The organism is Cognatiyoonia sp. IB215182 (assembly GCF_033963905.1).
Classification (GTDB): domain Bacteria; phylum Pseudomonadota; class Alphaproteobacteria; order Rhodobacterales; family Rhodobacteraceae; genus Yoonia.
The window spans coordinates 451,500-467,075 of record NZ_JAXBMB010000001.1; the positions used below are offsets into that span (position 1 = coordinate 451,500).

16 protein-coding genes and 1 tRNA gene are annotated in these 15,576 nt (G+C 58.3%); 9 read left to right on the forward strand and 8 right to left on the reverse strand.

The genetic code is table 11. The annotated features are described in order from the left end of the window. Window positions 1-145: 145 nt before the first annotated feature. From SLH47_RS02330 to SLH47_RS02345, 4 genes are all read left to right on the forward strand, one after another. Window positions 146-219: transfer RNA gene (locus SLH47_RS02330), tRNA-Gly, on the forward strand. A gap of 101 nt (window positions 220-320) precedes the next feature. Further along, window positions 321-2,111: an ABC transporter transmembrane domain-containing protein gene (locus SLH47_RS02335; RefSeq protein ID WP_320237721.1), complete on the forward strand. Its 1,791-nt coding sequence runs from the start codon at window positions 321-323 to the stop codon at window positions 2,109-2,111. 115 nt (window positions 2,112-2,226) lie between these two features. After that, a complete protein-coding gene (locus SLH47_RS02340; protein WP_320237722.1) occupies window positions 2,227-4,113 on the forward strand; it encodes an acyl-CoA synthetase in 1,887 nt (628 codons plus the stop codon). A gap of 36 nt (window positions 4,114-4,149) precedes the next feature. After that, entirely contained in the window at window positions 4,150-5,022 is an 873-nt protein-coding gene (locus SLH47_RS02345) for an NAD(P)-dependent oxidoreductase (protein WP_320237723.1), read from the forward strand. Here SLH47_RS02345 and SLH47_RS02350 read toward each other — a convergent pair. Both SLH47_RS02350 and hmgA read right to left on the reverse strand, forming a co-directional pair. Further along, window positions 4,997-5,965, reverse strand: coding sequence for a fumarylacetoacetate hydrolase family protein (locus SLH47_RS02350; protein WP_320237725.1), 969 nt, complete (start codon window positions 5,963-5,965; stop codon window positions 4,997-4,999). The two genes, SLH47_RS02345 and SLH47_RS02350, sit on opposite strands and share 26 nt — an antisense overlap. Next, window positions 5,962-7,323, reverse strand: a complete 1,362-nt coding sequence (hmgA, locus tag SLH47_RS02355) for a homogentisate 1,2-dioxygenase (RefSeq protein WP_413785608.1) — start codon at window positions 7,321-7,323, stop codon at window positions 5,962-5,964. Before hmgA ends, SLH47_RS02350 begins: the two co-directional genes overlap by 4 nt. Before the next feature lie 72 nt (window positions 7,324-7,395). Between hmgA and SLH47_RS02360 the strand changes: the two genes are divergently transcribed. Next, window positions 7,396-7,824 carry a MarR family winged helix-turn-helix transcriptional regulator gene (locus SLH47_RS02360; RefSeq protein WP_320237726.1) on the forward strand — a complete coding sequence of 143 codons (429 nt, stop codon included), beginning with the start codon at window positions 7,396-7,398 and terminating at the stop codon, window positions 7,822-7,824. 10 nt (window positions 7,825-7,834) lie between these two features. On the opposite strand, the gene SLH47_RS02365 is transcribed toward SLH47_RS02360, so the two are convergent. Then, window positions 7,835-9,217 carry a surface lipoprotein assembly modifier gene (locus SLH47_RS02365; protein WP_320237727.1) on the reverse strand — a complete coding sequence of 461 codons (1,383 nt, stop codon included), beginning with the start codon at window positions 9,215-9,217 and terminating at the stop codon, window positions 7,835-7,837. A gap of 97 nt (window positions 9,218-9,314) precedes the next feature. Between SLH47_RS02365 and thyX the strand changes: the two genes are divergently transcribed. Together thyX and SLH47_RS02375 are read left to right on the forward strand one after the other, a co-directional pair. Continuing rightward, entirely contained in the window at window positions 9,315-10,229 is a 915-nt protein-coding gene (gene thyX / locus SLH47_RS02370) for an FAD-dependent thymidylate synthase (RefSeq protein WP_320237729.1), read from the forward strand. Window positions 10,230-10,310: 81 nt separating this feature from the next. Then, the gene (locus SLH47_RS02375; RefSeq protein WP_320237730.1) at window positions 10,311-11,012 is read left to right on the forward strand and encodes a hypothetical protein; all 702 of its coding nucleotides are present in this window, start codon (window positions 10,311-10,313) and stop codon (window positions 11,010-11,012) included. A gap of 794 nt (window positions 11,013-11,806) precedes the next feature. Here the strand turns inward: SLH47_RS02375 and SLH47_RS02380 are convergent. Continuing rightward, a complete protein-coding gene (locus SLH47_RS02380) occupies window positions 11,807-12,016 on the reverse strand; it encodes a cold-shock protein (RefSeq protein WP_320237731.1) in 210 nt (69 codons plus the stop codon). Between the two features lie 176 nt (window positions 12,017-12,192). Between SLH47_RS02380 and SLH47_RS02385 the strand changes: the two genes are divergently transcribed. Beyond that, on the forward strand, window positions 12,193-12,522 hold the full coding sequence (locus SLH47_RS02385) for an arsenate reductase family protein (protein WP_320237732.1): 330 nt from the start codon (window positions 12,193-12,195) through the stop codon (window positions 12,520-12,522). 45 nt (window positions 12,523-12,567) lie between these two features. Beyond that, window positions 12,568-12,936 (forward strand): hypothetical protein, encoded by a 369-nt coding sequence (locus SLH47_RS02390; protein ID WP_320237733.1) that lies wholly within the window; start codon window positions 12,568-12,570, stop codon window positions 12,934-12,936. On the opposite strand, the gene SLH47_RS02395 is transcribed toward SLH47_RS02390, so the two are convergent. From SLH47_RS02395 to SLH47_RS02410, 4 genes are read right to left on the reverse strand one after another with little or no spacing between them, the layout of a single operon-like run. Beyond that, window positions 12,920-13,471 (reverse strand): DoxX family protein, encoded by a 552-nt coding sequence (locus SLH47_RS02395; protein ID WP_320237734.1) that lies wholly within the window; start codon window positions 13,469-13,471, stop codon window positions 12,920-12,922. The genes SLH47_RS02390 and SLH47_RS02395 overlap by 17 nt on opposite strands. Before the next feature lie 12 nt (window positions 13,472-13,483). Further along, window positions 13,484-14,221 (reverse strand): DNA-binding domain-containing protein, encoded by a 738-nt coding sequence (locus SLH47_RS02400; protein ID WP_320237736.1) that lies wholly within the window; start codon window positions 14,219-14,221, stop codon window positions 13,484-13,486. After that, window positions 14,218-15,072, reverse strand: coding sequence for a DUF692 domain-containing protein (locus tag SLH47_RS02405; RefSeq protein ID WP_320237737.1), 855 nt, complete (start codon window positions 15,070-15,072; stop codon window positions 14,218-14,220). Before SLH47_RS02405 ends, SLH47_RS02400 begins: the two co-directional genes overlap by 4 nt. A 60-nt stretch (window positions 15,073-15,132) precedes the next feature. Further along, complete coding sequence (locus SLH47_RS02410) at window positions 15,133-15,435, reverse strand: DUF2282 domain-containing protein (RefSeq protein ID WP_320237738.1); 303 nt, start codon at window positions 15,433-15,435, stop codon at window positions 15,133-15,135. Between the last annotated feature and the right edge of the window lie 141 nt (window positions 15,436-15,576).

Consider the following 15,576-nt stretch of genomic DNA (forward strand, 5'->3'; position numbering starts at 1 on the left):
TTCAACGTCTGCTTTGCGGCTAAATCCAAATCCACCAATAACGCAGCAAAGGTCCAGAACCAGCCCTTAAAGCATGTCAGTTGCCGTCTACACCAAAGCGTCTCTTGACCTTGGTTAGAAGGTTCAATATTTCCGCTGTGTCGGTGCGGGCGTTGTGTAATGGTAAGACCTCAGCCTTCCAAGCTGATGATACGGGTTCGATTCCCGTCGCCCGCTCCAGTCTTTCATGTTCATAAACGAATAACGCGCATACGCAGACTTGGCTTGTCTATGTGGCGCACCAGTTTTATGTCAGGCCACCAGATCACAAAGGACGCTTGATGGCAGACCCACAGACGCAAAGCCCAGAGGACCGGCCCGTTGGAAAAAGGGTCAGTGCCTTGCGCGCGCTGTGGCCATATATGGTGCCTTACAAGCTGAACATGTTTGCAGCAGGCTTTGCGCTGGTCTTCACCGCGATGGTGTCGCTGACATTGCCCATTGCGGCAGGACAGATCGTGGATGCGTTTGGCGTGTCGTCGGGGGATATCGAACGGCATTTCACGACGATGCTCACCATCGCCGTCCTGCTCGCCTTTGGGACGGCGTTTCGTTACTACCTTGTGACCCGCTTGGGCGAACGGGTCGTGGCCGATATCCGCAAGGCTGTGTTCAAGCGCATGATCGGGATGAGCCCGGCCTTTTACGAAAGGATCATGACCGGAGAGGTGCTGAGCCGGATTACCACCGACACGACATTGATCCTGTCGGTTATCGGCAGCTCCGCCTCAATCGCGTTGCGCAATATCTTGTTGTTCATCGGCGGCGTGATCCTCATGCTGATGACCTCGGTCAAGATGAGCATCATGGTGCTCTGGCCGATCCCGGTCGTGCTCTTTCCGATCATCTTTCTGGGCCGCCGTGTGCGCAGCCTGTCGCGCGAAAACCAGGACCTGATCGCCGAATCGAGTGGCGGGGCGTCAGAACAGCTCCTCTCGGCCCAAACCGTGCAAGCCTTCACGCATGAAGACCTCAGCCGCGTCAAATTCGACGAAGTGACGGAGCAAAGCTATCGCTCGGCAAGGCGTCGGATCATCACGCGGGCTTTTTTGACGGCCATCGTGATCTTCATGGTGTTTGCGGCAATCGTGCTGTTCTTGCGCATGGGCTCGCAGGATGTCACAGCCGGGGTGATCACCGAAGGGGGGCTCGTCCAGTTCCTGATCTATACGATTATGGTCGGGGGCGCGGTCGCAGCCTTGTCTGAAGTCTGGGGCGAATTGCAGCGCGCGGCTGGCGCCACGGAGCGGTTGGTCGAACTTCTGACGATGGAAGACAGCGTGCAGGATCCTGTGGACCCGCTCCCAGTGCCAAGCCCGGTCAAAGGTGCGCTGACCTTTGATAATGTTCAGTTCAGCTATCCGTCACGTCCAGATATCTCGGCGCTCGCAGGCGTTGATCTGGCGATTGAACCGGGTGAGACAGTGGCTTTGGTCGGGCCATCCGGTGCGGGCAAAAGCACGATTATCCAGATGGTGCAGCGCTTCTATGACCCGCAGGAAGGGGCTGTAATGCTTGATGGCGTTGATCTGCGCCATATGCTGCGAACGGATTTCCGCCAGCACATCGCGCTGGTCCCTCAGGACCCGGTGATTTTTGCTGAAACCGCCCGCGAGAACATCCGCTTTGGACGGCCTGATGCGACGGATGCCGAGGTTGAGGAAGCTGCTAAAGCCGCTGCCGCCCATGATTTCCTGATCGCCTTGCCCGACGGCTACGAAAGCTATGTCGGCGAACGCGGCGTGATGCTGTCAGGCGGGCAAAAGCAGCGGATAGCCATTGCCCGCGCGATCTTGCGTGACGCACCTGTCCTGCTCTTGGACGAGGCGACAAGCGCGCTTGATGCCGAAAGCGAATATGCAGTCCAGCGCGCCGTCGAGGACCTGGCAAAAACCCGTACCACGCTGATTGTGGCACACCGTTTGGCGACCGTGAAAAAGGCCGACCGCATCATCGTCTTCGATGAGGGGCGGATCGTGGCGCAAGGCACGCATGACGCTCTGGTGGCCCAGGGCGGGCTCTATGCGCGTCTCGCACGTCTGCAATTCACCGAAGGATTGGCCGCAGAATAGAATATTTCGTAGCGTCAGCCTTGTGATTGCCTGCAACTTTGCCCAACTTGCGCCGTCAGAGGAGCGCCGCATGTGGGGACGATGCGGCGGACAATAAAAAAGGGGAGGAGACGCCATGACCTACGCGACAATTGCGGACCGCAACGCTATTGAGGACGAAATGCCGTGGGAGGCGCGGCAATTGCCCACCACCACCTACGAGATGGTGAGCCAGACAGCCGCAAAATACGGGGACCGCAAGGCCACGAGTTTCAGCCTTCTCTCTGACCCTGAGGCAAAATGCGAAACGCTGACCTGGAACGAATTGCGCGGTCAGGCGGCGCAGGCGGCGAACATGTTTCGTGCGATGGGCGTCGGTGAAAACGATGTTGTCGCCTACCTCATGCCCAATGCGACCGAGACGATCCTGACCTATCTGGGCGGGCAGATCGCGGGGATCGTCAACCCGATCAACCCGCTCCTCGACGCTGAACAAATTGCCTCGATCCTGCGCGAGACGAATGCGAAGGTGCTTGTCACGCTCAAGGCTTTCCCCAAAACGGATGTGCCGCAAAAGGCGGCTGAGGCTGTGCGCTTTGCGCCGAATGTCAAACATGTCGTTGAGGTGGACTTGCTGCGGTACCTCACCGGCCTCAAGAAATTCATCGTCCCCCTGATCCGCCCGAAGAACCCCACAGATCACGACGCGAAGGTCTATGACTTTCAGGCCGAACTGGCCAAGCACCCAAAAGAGTTGACGTTCGAAGACAGTAAGGCTGACCGTGTGGCGGCCTATTTCCACACTGGCGGGACGACGGGCATGCCGAAGGTCGTCCAGCATCGGTATTCCGGGATTGTCTATAATGGCTGGCTGGGTGCCAATCTGCTGTTCACTCAGGATGACGTGCAGATTTGCCCGCTGCCGCTCTTCCACGTTTTCGCGACAATCGTGTCGCTTGGTGCGTCGCTCGCCTCTGGCGCGCAAATCGTCTTTCCGACGCCGCAAGGCTATAGGGGTGAAGGTGTTTTCGACAATTTCTGGAAACTGGTCGAAAAGCACAAAGTGACTTTCATGATCACCGTGCCCACGGCCATGTCTGCCCTGATGCAGCGCAAGGTGGATGCCGATATCTCGACCCTGCGTCTGGCCTTCTGCGGTTCTGCGCCTCTGCCACTTGAGCTTTATCGGCGCTTTGAAGAGGCCGCTGGCGTCACCATCTGCGAAGGCTATGGGCTCACCGAGGCCACCTGCCTCGTCTCGATCAACCCGCCTGACGGGGAAAAGCGTGTGGGCTCCATCGGCCTGCCATTCCCTTACACCGATGTGCGGATCATTGATCCGGCCACGGGCAAGGATGTTCCTACGGATGAGATTGGCGAGATCTGTGTTTCGAATCCCGGTGTCTACGGTGGCAAGACCTATACCGAGCCGGATAAGAACGTTGATCTGTTCTATGCCGGGGCGATTTCGAACGCGCAATATCTGCGCACCGGCGATCTGGGCCGCAAGGACCCTGACGGCTATCTCTGGATCACCGGCCGGGCGAAAGATCTGATTATTCGTGGCGGCCACAATATCGACCCGGCCGAGATTGAAGAGGCACTGGCCGGACACGACGCCGTGGCCTTTGCCGGTGCCATTGGCCAGCCCGACAAACATGCTGGCGAGGTGCCATGCGCCTTTGTCGAACTGGTCGACGGGGCGTCGGTGTCTGAGAAAGATCTGCTAGAATACGCCAAAGAGCATATCCACGAACGCGCCGCCCATCCCAAGCACCTGCAGATCCTGCCAGAGCTGCCGAAAACCGCCGTCGGCAAAATCTTCAAGCCCGACCTGCGCAAGCACGCGATCACGCGCATCTATAACGAAGCGCTGGCCGATACCGGGGCCGAGATCAAGGAAGTCACCGAGGATAAGAAGCGTGGCCTTGTCGCCCATGTTGCAAAATCCGGCGCGGTGACCGATGAAGTGATCGGCAAGGCGTTGAACGAATACACCATTCCGTGGGAGTTGGCCGACTGATCGTTCCCCGCCCATGAATTTGGAGGACGATGAGACATGGCGAAACTGGCGTTTTTGGGTCTTGGGGTCATGGGCTACCCCATGGCCGGGCATCTGCAAGCCGCAGGGCACGACGTAACCGTCTATAACCGCACAACGGCCAAGGCCGAAAAGTGGGTGGGCCAGCATGGCGGCGCATTGCGTGTGACACCGCGCGAGGCTGCCGAAGGCGCCAGCATGGTCATGTCCTGCGTGGGTAATGACGATGACCTGCGCGCCGTCTGTCTGGAGGATGACGGAGCCTTCGCTGGTATGGCCGAAGGGTCGATTTTTGTGGATCACACGACCGTCTCGGCCGCTGTGACGCGCGAATTGCATGATGTGGCCGCTTCCAAGGGTATTGCCTTTGTCGACGCACCTGTTTCTGGCGGGCAAGCGGGCGCTGAAAACGGCCAGCTATCGGTGATGTGTGGCGGCGCGCAGGAAAGCTACGATGCCGCTGAGAAAGTCATCGACTCCTATGCCAAGCTCTGCCGCCGTCTGGGCGACAGCGGCGCGGGCCAGATGACCAAGATGTGCAACCAGATTGCGATTGCGGGACTAGTGCAGGGGCTGTCAGAGGCGCTACATTTCGCCCAGAAGGCCGGGCTTGATGGCCGTGCAGTGGTTGAGGTGATCAGCCAGGGCGCTGCAGGAAGCTGGCAGATGTCCAACCGCTACGAGACCATGTTGGATGATCATTTCGATCACGGTTTCGCCGTGGACTGGATGCGAAAGGACCTTGGGATTTGCCTGTCAACCGCCAACGAAAACGGGGCCAGCCTGCCGGTCACCGCGCTGGTCGACCAGTTCTACAAAGACGTGCAGAAACTGGGCGGCGGGCGCTGGGATACGTCCTCGCTGCTCAAGCGCTTGCAGGCCATGGGTTGACGGTCTGGTCAATAGTGCCAAAGATGTTCTGACCCTTGGCATCCTCCATCCAGATCTGCACGCGATCTCCCGGCTGCATGAATGGCGTGCGCGGGGCACCTTCGACAATGGTTTCGACCATCCGCTGTTCGGCGATGCAGGCATAGCCCGCGCCGCAATCTGCGATGGTCTTGCCCGGTCCGCCATCCAGCTTGTTGGATACGGTGCCAGAGCCGATGATGGTGCCTGCGGCCAGGTTTCGGGTCTTGGCGGCATGGGCGATCAATTGGCCGAAATCGAAGGTCATATCGACACCGGCATCCACCCGGCCAAAGGGCTGTCCGTTGAGGTCGATCCGCAAGATGCCATGCAGCTTTCCGTCCTGCCATCCGGGCAACGCGTCTGGGCTGACGGCCACAGGCGAAAACGCGCAAGCCGGTTTTGACTGCACGAAGCCAAAGCCCTTGGCCAGCTCATCCGGGATCAGGTTGCGCAGTGAGACATCGTTGCAGAGCATCACAAAGCGGATCGCTTCCAACGCCTCTTCCCGGCTGGCGCCCATCTGCACAGGGCCGGTAATCACGGCGATTTCGCCTTCGAAGTCGATGCCCCAAGCGGGGTCGCCGACAATCGGGTCCGTGGGCGCAAGGAAACTGTCCGACCCGCCCTGATACATCAGCGGATCAGTCCAGAAGCTTTCGGGCATTTCTGCTCCGCGCGCTTTGCGGACCAGTTCGACATGGTTGACGTAAGCCGATCCGTCGAGGAATTGATAAGCGCGGGGCAGGGGCGAATGGCAGGCGGTTTCGTCAAACGGGCCGTATGCGTCGGGCTGTGTAGTCGGGGCACCATCAAGCAAGGCCTGACAGGTCTCTGGTCCCGCAGGCCACATCTCTTTCAGATCATTTGAAACGCAAGCTAACGATCCGTCCGGCCTGCCGTTCTTGAGTGTCGCCACCTTCATTTCTTGCCCGGCGTCCCGTCGAATTTCTTCTCAAGGTCAGCCCAGCAATCGATGTAGTCGTCCTGCAGCGGTGCCTCTTGCGCGGCAAAGGCAGTCAGATGCTGGGGGAAGCGGGTTTCGAACATGAAGGACATCGTGTTCTCAAGCTTCTCAGCTTGCAGATCGGTATTGGAGGCACCCTCAAAAGCCTGCCGATCGGGGCCATGCGGCAGCATCATGTTGTGCAGGCTCATCCCGCCAGGGATGAAACCCTGGGGTTTTGCGTCATAGACGCCATGGATATTGCCCATCAGCTCGGACATGACGTTCTTGTGGTACCAGGGCGGGCGGAACGTGTCTTCGGCCACCATCCAGCGGTCGCGAAATAGCACAAAATCAATATTTGCGGTGCCTTCCACCCCCGATGGCGCGGTCAAAACTGTGAAAATCGAAGGATCGGGGTGGTCGAACAGGATCGCGCCGACCGGACAATAGGTGCGCAGATCGTATTTGCACGGCGCGTAGTTGCCGTGCCACGCGACCACGTCGAGGGGCGAATGTCCGATCCGGGTTTCGTGAAACTGACCGGCCCATTTGACGGTGACGGTGCTGGGCACCTCGCGGTCCTCAAAGGCGGCGACAGGCGTCTTGAAATCACGCCGGTTCGCCATGCAGTTGGCCCCAATCGGGCCGCGACCGGGCAGATCGAACTTCTGGCCGTAATTCTCGCAAACAAAGCCGCGACAGGGGCCGTCCAGCACCTCAACACGGTACACGAGACCGCGTGGAAGAATGGCGATCTCTTGCGGTTCCAGATCGATCACGCCGAGTTCCGTGCAAAATCGCAAGCGCCCCTCTTGCGGCACAACAAGCAACTCGCTGTCCGCGGAATAGAAATAGGCGTCAACCATGCTTTCCGTGACCAGATAGATATGCGAGGCCATGCCTACTTGGGTGTTTACGTCCCCCGCCGTGGTCATCGTGCGCATACCTGTCAGCCAGGTCAGCGGCGTGTCGCTATGGGGCGCCGGATCCCAACGATACTGGCCGAGCGAGACGATATCGGGGTCAACATGCGGCGCTGATTTCCAATAGGGCAGATCGATCTTGGTAAATCGGTGCGTGTGCTTCACTGACGGGCGGATGCGATAGCACCATGTGCGTTCGTTCTGATGGCTGGGCGCGGTGAATGCGGTTCCCGAAAGCTGCTCCCCATAAAGCCCGTAATTCACCTTCTGCGGTGAGTTCATGCCCTGTGGCAAAGCACCCGGAAGCGCCTCGGTCTCAAAGTCATTGCCGAAACCGGGCATATAGCCTTCGGCGGTTCCAACAGGCGTTGCTGCACGCTGCAACGTACCAAGAGAAGTATCCTTGTTCATGTCGCATCCTTTCGGTTGGCCATATCTCGGATATTAGTTGTTTTTGTAACTAACAAGGCCTAACGAGACCTCATGAATGACACTTTCGAGATATCTGACTTCCTGCCATACCTCCTCAATCAGGCGGCCGACGCAGCCGCGCTGGAGTTTCAAGACTATTACAAGTCGCGCTACGGGATGCTTCGCACCGAATGGCGTGTCCTGTTTCATCTGGGCCATTATGGGACGATGACGGCCAAAGATATCTGTGCCCATGCGCGACTGCACAAAACCAAAGTCAGTCGGGCGGTCACGGCACTGGACACGAAGCGGTTTCTGACACGGAGTATACTGCTACAAGACCGGCGACACGAAAACCTGACACTCACCAAGGCCGGGCGCCGCGCCTTTGACGATCTGGCCGCCGAGGCGCAAAGTTTCGATGCCGCGATCATGGAGCAGTTCGACAACAATGAGCGCGACACGTTGCGCAAATGCCTGCGGCAGCTTGCCAAGCTTTGAGAGGCCAGTTTTAGAACACTGAACTGAGTGTGAAACCCACCGAAAACGTATCGCGCTCGAACCGGCTGATATTGCTGTCGGCCGTTCGGGCAGTGATCGCGACGCCGGGGCTGAAGCCAAAATATTCAACCTCTGGAAACCCGACATTCGCGCCAACAAAGACAGTCGTGTCTTCGCGTCCGCCTTCCACCGCATCAAAGACGCTGTATTTCGGGTAATCGCTGATCTGAAGACCGCCATTAACAGAAAGCGAGACCGGGCCAAACGGCTCTGCCCAGGCATAGCTGGCCTGCAGGGTCCAACTATCGAACGTGAAGTTTCCGCTCTCGGCCTCTCCATCGCTATTGGTAAATGATAAATTCGCACTCACACGATCATTGTTATCCAATTGGTAGCTGAGCGTGCTGCTCAAGAACGTGCGATCCACGCGGCCAATACCTATCGCCGAGTATTCCAGCCTTTCGCGCTGCGCTGTCAGAGACATCGTGAGGTCGTCGGAAAGCGGGAACTGCCGGTCGACGCCGATGCGCACAAAGTCGTACTTTTCAAATTCCACATCTTCGGTCGATTGCCGATAGTTGCGGTAGTCGAGCGTGCCCGTCGCAAGTCGTCCCGTGATCAAGCCATTCTCCAACGCGCGATCGTGGCGCAGGAACAGTTCTGCATAATTTGATGTTAGCGCCTCGTCGGGTACCGATACATCGTCTGTGATATGGGCGCGATTGGCCGTGTATTGCAGGCCAATTGCGGTGCGGCTTTGGCTGTTTTCCTGAAACCGATATTGCGTCCGCACACCTAGCGCGGTGCGCCAGCCGGCCAGTGCCACCGCATCCTCTGACAATGTGCCGCCATCCGTCTCACCATTGATGCGTTGTTCTTCGTCGTCGGCGCCACCATTGATGTTGTTGGACGGTACAATGGAAAAGGTCAGTTGAGTGGACCAAGGATTGCGCCGCGCCACGGTGCGCGCATCGCGCAGCGTTTGTGTTCGCGCGGCCTCGTTCGGGGTGTCGTTGAGGGCGATCCGCAGCCAGATCGTCGACAAAGTAAACCGCTCACCATTCGCGGCGGCCAGTGCCGTAACGCGGGCGGCCTCGTATCGTTCGGCGGACGTTTCTGACAGCCGCCAGGCCTTGGCACCCGCCTCCCACCCGGCATCGGCATCGCCCAGTTGCGGCGCGGCCACCGCCAGGAACAGATGCGCGTCACGATCATCCGGGTTCACCTCGATCAGCTTGCGGGCAATCTCGGCGGCCAGCGCAAACTCCCCCGCCGCAATCGCCTGCCGGGCCAGCAGGCGCGCATCGTCCAGCGACAGGTCCACCGGTTGCGCGGCCACGGGCGCCGCCCACAGGGTAAGCGCGACCAGCACCCATCTTATCCATGCTCTCATCGCCTCTTGCGCCCTCGCTTCATCGGCATTGGGCTTTGCCCTGCCGCACCATCCTCTATAGTCGGGCGCACCCGAATCCAAGCTGCCGGAGAAGCATATGCCCATCACCCCCGAACAACAGGCCGAGATCGACGCATTGCGCGCAAACCCGCAACCCACCTTGCGCGTGGTCGCTCCGGGGATGGAGCAGCACCTCTACCATGCATATGACGTGCTGGATCACGGGTTTATTCGCGTGATCGACTATATGGGCGACGATGCGGCGATCTGTCAGGCGGCGCGTGTCAGTTACGGCAAGGGCACCAAGTCGGTCTCCAACGATGCCGGCCTCATCCGCTATCTTATGCGGCACTGGCACTCGACCCCGTTCGAGATGTGCGAGATCAAGCTGCACGTCAAGCTGCCCGTCTTCGTCGCCCGACAATGGATCCGGCACCGGACGGCGAATGTGAACGAATACTCCGCCCGCTATTCGATCCTCGACCGCGAATTCTACATCCCCGCGCCCGAACACCTTGCTGCGCAATCGGTGATCAACAATCAGGGCAGGGGCAAGGCGCTGACGGGCGAGGAAGCCGCGCGCGTGCTCGAATACCTCAAAGGCGACGCTGCGCGCTGCTATGACCATTACGAAGAGATGATCGGGCAGGAGGATCAGCAAGGCCTCGCCCGCGAACTCGCCCGCATGAACCTGCCTGCCAATATCTACACCCAATGGTACTGGAAGGTGGACCTGCACAACCTCTTCCACTTCCTGCGGCTGCGCGCGGACAGCCACGCGCAATACGAAATCCGGGTCTATGCCGAGGAGATTTGCAAAGTCGTCGCCGACTGGGTCCCCGCAGCCTATGGTGCGTTCGAGGACTACCGGATGGGCGGTGCCACACTCTCGTCAAAGGCGATTGACTGCCTGCGCCGTATGCTCAAAGGTGAAGAGGTGACGCAGGAGACCTCCGGCATGAGCAAGGGGGAATGGCGGGAGTTTGAAGGGGTTTTGAACGGCCCCGCATAGCGGGGATGAAACGCTCCAGTGGAGCGTTTCAAGTTCAAAACGGGCGCGCCGTAAGGCGTGGCCAACTCAGAAGGCATTTTCATGTCAGCAAGTGAGATACTTTTAGCGATAATTACAGCCGGTGGGGGCGGAGCAATCGTTGCATTCGCCGCCTTTAGGTTCCTTGCCGTTTCTTGGTTGGAACAAAAGTTTACTCAACAGCTTGAAGCGAACAGGCATGAAAACGCTAAGGAACTTCAAGCTCTCAGCGCAAGTATCGAGGGCTCCCTAAGTAAAACTCTAAAGTCGCAAGAGAAAGAGTTTGAAGTGCTCTCTGAACTTTGGCGGCTTGCAAACGTTGCATTTGGTTTGACCGCTGAGTTTACCAAGCCTGGGCATAGCTACCCAGACCCTCGCAAACTAAGCGAGCAGCGATTTCGCGAAGTCTTGGAAGACTATGGCTTTCGCCCCGTCCATGCTGAAGAGATCATTGCCTCACCGGAGAGTGATCGGGCACTCATAGAGGCGATGTTCTGGACTAGAAGAAACAAAGCTTCATCGGCCCAAACTGATTTTCAGAATTATCTCTACCTCAACGAAGTGTTTGTTGAGGAACAAACTTTCACGGAATTTGAGTCCATATCAAAGGGACTCAAAGAGGTAATTCTTAGTCACGAGCTCGAGCATGAATCTTTTGATCCAAAGTCACCCGCGACTTCGAATGAAAAGGTTCAGGAAGAGATTAGACCAAGGCTGGAAGAAATAGCCCCAACTCTGAGGAAAAAATTCTTTGAGAGGCTATAGTGATCGCCCGGCATCGCCGGGCAGCGCCCTCGACGGGGCTCCGCCCGTTCGCGCCTCAAACGATCCCCCGGATCGTTTGCGAGACGGCGCTCACCCCCCTCACTCCGGGCGCTGCCTTTACGTCATGTGCCGGCATGGCTGCCGCTGCCCCTACGTCAAGCGGTGCGATTAACGATTCGTTAAGTGTCATCGCACAACCTAGGGGCGTTGGCTGGCGGGTGGTCTGGACCATCCAGTGGCCGAAATCTGGTCTGTTTTCGGTGAAAATGAGACCAAAATCTTCATGACCCTACGTCATCGGGGTAAAGGTGACCCTAGGTTCCCCTCTGAGCAGAGGGCATGTTCCAGTATAAAACGTTTTGAGAAACACATGCCGGGGGCCGGACATGACGATCAAGACACAACAGACGAACCAAAGTGACGACACCAAAAGACGGGCATTTGCACCTATTCGGCGTGACCTGCTCGAACGTTTGACCCGCGAGTGTGAAAGCCAGGCGGGCGCGCCCTGGCATCAACCAACACTTGTGGCCTCACCCACTTCTCGGACGCTGCGCACAGGCTGATTTCCCAGTCCACACCACTCACGACAAGACACCCCGCTTGCGGGGTGTTTTGCGTTTTGGCCCTCGTCTTCCACGGCGCAGCGAGACCGGCATCGCTGTCTTAGACGCGCGAAATGACGCGAGCCGGGCGATGAAGGATTTCTGAGAGGAATACTGTGCGGCATGCGACATGCCTGCGAGAACAAGCAGGCCAAGTCCTGGCCTGCTCTGTTGTCTGGTGATGTGGGGTCAGTCGGCCTTGGCCAGGTTTCCCGCCATCTTGCGGCCGTCACGGCCCTCGACGAGGTCGAAAGTCACCTTTTGGTCGTCGGCCAGTCCGGTCATGCCGGATTGTTCCACTGCCGAAATATGTACAAAAATATCCGATCCACCATCGTCAGGTGCAATGAAGCCATAGCCCTTTGTCGTATTGAACCATTTCACGGTACCACTTGGCATGCTCCGCTCTCCTTGTTGTCGCGCCCCGGTTCAGGGGCAGGGCAAGTCTTGGGCCCCGCGACACGCGGTATTCCCTTCGTCTTGTACTTCAACACTTATGTGTTTTAAGCAAAAGGCAAATGACAGTTCGTCGCACACGCGCGATCTGCCGCCTATTTGCTCAATCAGGAGGCATTATGCGTTTTTTTGGTCTGAAAGCCTGCGACACTTGCCGCAAAGCGCTGAAATCTTTGGCAGAAGCGGGATACACGCCGGAGGTGATTGATGTCCGCGCGGATGGGATAGCGGCAGAGGACTTGAAAGAGATCATCTCACAATTCGGTGAAGCGGCGATCAACCGGGCCTCAACCACCTGGCGCGGCCTGACGGAAGCCGAAAAACAAGGTGATCCCGCTGCCTTGCTGGCGGCCTATCCGACGCTGATGAAACGCCCCGTCATCGCTGCAGATGGCGGCTGGTCCATCGGTTGGAAAGCTGACGTGCAGGCAAAATATCTTGGCGGATAGGCTGCGCGCGCTTAAGTGATCTTCAGAGCAGTAAGGAGAAACACCATGCGCAACGCCGCATTGATGCTGGGAATAATTGCGGGCCTCATGGGCATCTTTGTGGGGCTTTTCGGCTATGGCTATGCCGAATTGTCCGAGCGGCAGCCTGAAGTGGGCGAGATTTTCGGGGCCTTTGAAAACCCCGCATTTATCCGGTTGGCGAGTTTCCTGGCCCCCCTTCTGGCGATTGCCGGCGGGGCGATGGCCAAGATGCGCGCGCTCTGGGGCGGCGGGCTGATGCTGATTGCCGCCGCACTCTTCTACACTGCCTTTGGCTTTAACGTGGCCACCATGTTCCCCATCGGCTTTGCGGCACTGGGCGGCTTACTTGCGATTGCCGCAGGTAAGCCGGATGAGCCTAAGGCGCACTTTTGAACAGGAACCGGTCAACGGAAAGCGCACCTGCACCTTTGAATACGAGGATCAGCAGGCACAGGACCCAGAAGGCGCGCTGATCAAGGATCACGCCATCAGGGAACCGGTCAAACCACGCGCCGAGGACGCCATTTGCAAAGCCGTTATGGCCGTAGAGATCGGTCAGTGATTGGACAACGATAAAGCCGATCATGCCAACCGCCGCCAAGCGGGTGAAGAGTCCAATGATGATCAGAAGCGGCAGAACGAATTCTGCGACTGTGCCACCAAACACAACAGCCCAGTGAAAAAAGCTCAACTGCGAGACGTCAAAGCCGACCGCCTCCATCGCTTTGGGCCAGATCTGGGCATAGGCACCAAGAGAGGGATTGAAAATGCCGAAGATGCCGTCGCCAAGTTTTGTGACGCCTGATTTCCAGAAATAGTGGACGAGGACTCCGGCAAACACCAGACGTGCCAAAAGGGGGAGCAGTTCATCACCCGCCTTGTTGATGGGGTTGGTCATGCGGTGCAGCGATGCAAGGACGGTATTCATGTCTTCTGCCTTTCAGTAAATTTCCGTGACCGCGCCCTGTGCCAGAAGCAGCCCAAGCACAGCGCCAAGGTCAAGTGTGTCGTCGGTCACGGCCATGGCCTGACCCAATGGTTTGCCGCCTTGCAGGGCGGTGATGCACTCCGCCGCTGCCGAGTTGATCAGATGGAGTTGCGGATCAAAATCCGCGCGCGTGATCAAGACTGCCTCCGCCTGAATCATAGGCTTTGGGGCGTCCGTTTCGGTGTTGGCGCGGTAGATCGCATGGATCGGGAATTGCGAGGTTATCGTGTGCACTGCCGGGGCGATGCGCAGCTTCGCTGACATCAGCGCGTCGGGTGCAAACGCCGCAAGCGTCTGTCCATCGATGCTCGCGACGTCCGCTGCGTGATAGGCGTGGCGCAGGGCCAACTCGACCTTGGCGATATCCGGCAGGTACGGCACGGATTTGGCCGGTTCGAACCGCGCCAGGAATTGCGGCATGGCATCGCCATAAAACATCATCAGCGGTGAATTGGGGGGATGCTTTCGCAGGTAAACGCCCGCCATTGCGCGGAAAAACTGGTCGCCGACCAGTTTGCGGACCACCGGGAAGGCGGTTTCCAACGCGTCCGACAAGCTTACCGCGACATTGTTCCGGTAGACGTCGAACCGCTTGCCCGCGGTTTGGCCGTCAGGATTGATCAGGCCTGCAGGCACCGGGGCTTGCGGATCAAGGATCGTGTCTTTGAAGGCGGCTTGACTGACGGTCATGACATCACCAACGCCAATGCCTGCTGTGCGCGTTCGGTTTCGGCGGCCAGAACCGGCCATTCGGGAACATCCGTATCCCATTCAATCAGCAATGGCTTCGGACCAGATTTGGCCAGCGTGTAGTCAAGCAGTGCCCATACCGGGTCGACAACGGCTTTGCCATGGCTGTCGATCAGGAGTGGTGCGCCGGTTTCATCCTCATCCTCGTCATGGCCGCCAAGGTGGATTTCACCGACCGCCTCAAGGGGGAAAGCATCGATGTAGGCTTGCGGCGATGTCTTGAGGTTCGTGGCGCTGACAAAGACGTTGTTGACGTCCAGAAGCAGGCCACAGCCGGTCCGCGCAGTGATCTCGCGCAGGAAATCTGTTTCGGACATCGTGGATTCCGCAAAGGCGAGATAGCTTGACGGGTTCTCAAGCAGCATCTGACGGCCCAACATGTCCTGGACCTGATCAATGTGGGTCGCAACGCGGTTTAGCGTCGTCTCGTTGTAGGGCAGCGGTAGCAGATCATTGAAGAAATGCGCGTCATGGGTGGACCACGCCAGATGCTCGGAAAAGCTGGCTGGGTTCAGCCAGCCGACAAGATGTTTCAGGCGCGCCAAGTGATCCGGGTCGAGATCACCCTCGCCGCCAATGGACAGACCAACGCCATGAACGGAAATGGGGAAGCGTTCAGCAAGATGGCGGAGTTGCGCAATCGGGCGGCCACCATCGCCCATGTAGTTTTCAGCATGGATTTCGAGCCACGCCACAGGGCCGGGATCGGCCATGATCGCGCTGTAATGCTGTGGTTTGTAACCGACGCCAGGACGGGAGGGGAGCGATGAGCGGTGCGTTGCGTCAAGCATGAAACTGTCCCTTCGTCGGTGGTGGAAGGTGGGCTTGCACCCACCTTACCATAGTTTGGCTTATGCAGGCAGGTCGCGGTCCAGCTCTTCCAGCGAACCCTGGCGTGGTGTGCCGTCAGCCTGTGCAGGCAGTTCCATGGTTTCGCATGTCCCTTCAGGCACCAGCGTCCAGGCGTTGCCCTGATAGTCAACGGTTGATGTACCGGCGCAGGTTGTGCCTGGGCCCGCAGCGCAGTCATTTTCGCCAGCCAGCGATACGCCAAAGCACTTAACATTGCCTTGCGCGGCGGCAGTGGACGTCATGCCAGCAACAGCAGTTGCAACAGCGCTTGCGAGGATGAGGGTCTTGGTTGCAGTAGACATCGGAATTTCCTTTTGGTTGAGTCAACGTTATCCGTCACCGTTGATCGGCGATGCCCAGACCCTAACGAGTGCGGCCACCTCTGCGCCAGTCACAGACCTGTGCATCGCATTTCCGTGAGGTGAGTTTAGCGACTTGTTGCA

What these genes read in the sequence shown, in the direction of transcription:
- SLH47_RS02395 (WP_320237734.1), bottom strand. Translation starts at nt 13,471, where the DNA reads ATGAATACCGTCCTTGCATCGCTGCACCGCATGACCAACCCCATCAAC.
- SLH47_RS02350 (WP_320237725.1), bottom strand. Translation starts at nt 5,965, where the DNA reads ATGAAGGTGGCGACACTCAAGAACGGCAGGCCGGACGGATCGTTAGCT.
- SLH47_RS02400 (WP_320237736.1), bottom strand. Translation starts at nt 14,221, where the DNA reads ATGACCGTCAGTCAAGCCGCCTTCAAAGACACGATCCTTGATCCGCAA.
- SLH47_RS02340 (WP_320237722.1), top strand. Translation starts at nt 2,227, where the DNA reads ATGACCTACGCGACAATTGCGGACCGCAACGCTATTGAGGACGAAATG.
- thyX (WP_320237729.1), top strand. Translation starts at nt 9,315, where the DNA reads ATGCCCATCACCCCCGAACAACAGGCCGAGATCGACGCATTGCGCGCA.
- SLH47_RS02335 (WP_320237721.1), top strand. Translation starts at nt 321, where the DNA reads ATGGCAGACCCACAGACGCAAAGCCCAGAGGACCGGCCCGTTGGAAAA.
- hmgA (WP_413785608.1), bottom strand. Translation starts at nt 7,323, where the DNA reads ATGAACAAGGATACTTCTCTTGGTACGTTGCAGCGTGCAGCAACGCCT.
- SLH47_RS02375 (WP_320237730.1), top strand. Translation starts at nt 10,311, where the DNA reads ATGTCAGCAAGTGAGATACTTTTAGCGATAATTACAGCCGGTGGGGGC.
- SLH47_RS02410 (WP_320237738.1), bottom strand. Translation starts at nt 15,435, where the DNA reads ATGTCTACTGCAACCAAGACCCTCATCCTCGCAAGCGCTGTTGCAACT.
- SLH47_RS02365 (WP_320237727.1), bottom strand. Translation starts at nt 9,217, where the DNA reads ATGAGAGCATGGATAAGATGGGTGCTGGTCGCGCTTACCCTGTGGGCG.
- SLH47_RS02390 (WP_320237733.1), top strand. Translation starts at nt 12,568, where the DNA reads ATGCGCAACGCCGCATTGATGCTGGGAATAATTGCGGGCCTCATGGGC.
- SLH47_RS02405 (WP_320237737.1), bottom strand. Translation starts at nt 15,072, where the DNA reads ATGCTTGACGCAACGCACCGCTCATCGCTCCCCTCCCGTCCTGGCGTC.
- SLH47_RS02360 (WP_320237726.1), top strand. Translation starts at nt 7,396, where the DNA reads ATGAATGACACTTTCGAGATATCTGACTTCCTGCCATACCTCCTCAAT.
- SLH47_RS02385 (WP_320237732.1), top strand. Translation starts at nt 12,193, where the DNA reads ATGCGTTTTTTTGGTCTGAAAGCCTGCGACACTTGCCGCAAAGCGCTG.
- SLH47_RS02345 (WP_320237723.1), top strand. Translation starts at nt 4,150, where the DNA reads ATGGCGAAACTGGCGTTTTTGGGTCTTGGGGTCATGGGCTACCCCATG.
- SLH47_RS02380 (WP_320237731.1), bottom strand. Translation starts at nt 12,016, where the DNA reads ATGCCAAGTGGTACCGTGAAATGGTTCAATACGACAAAGGGCTATGGC.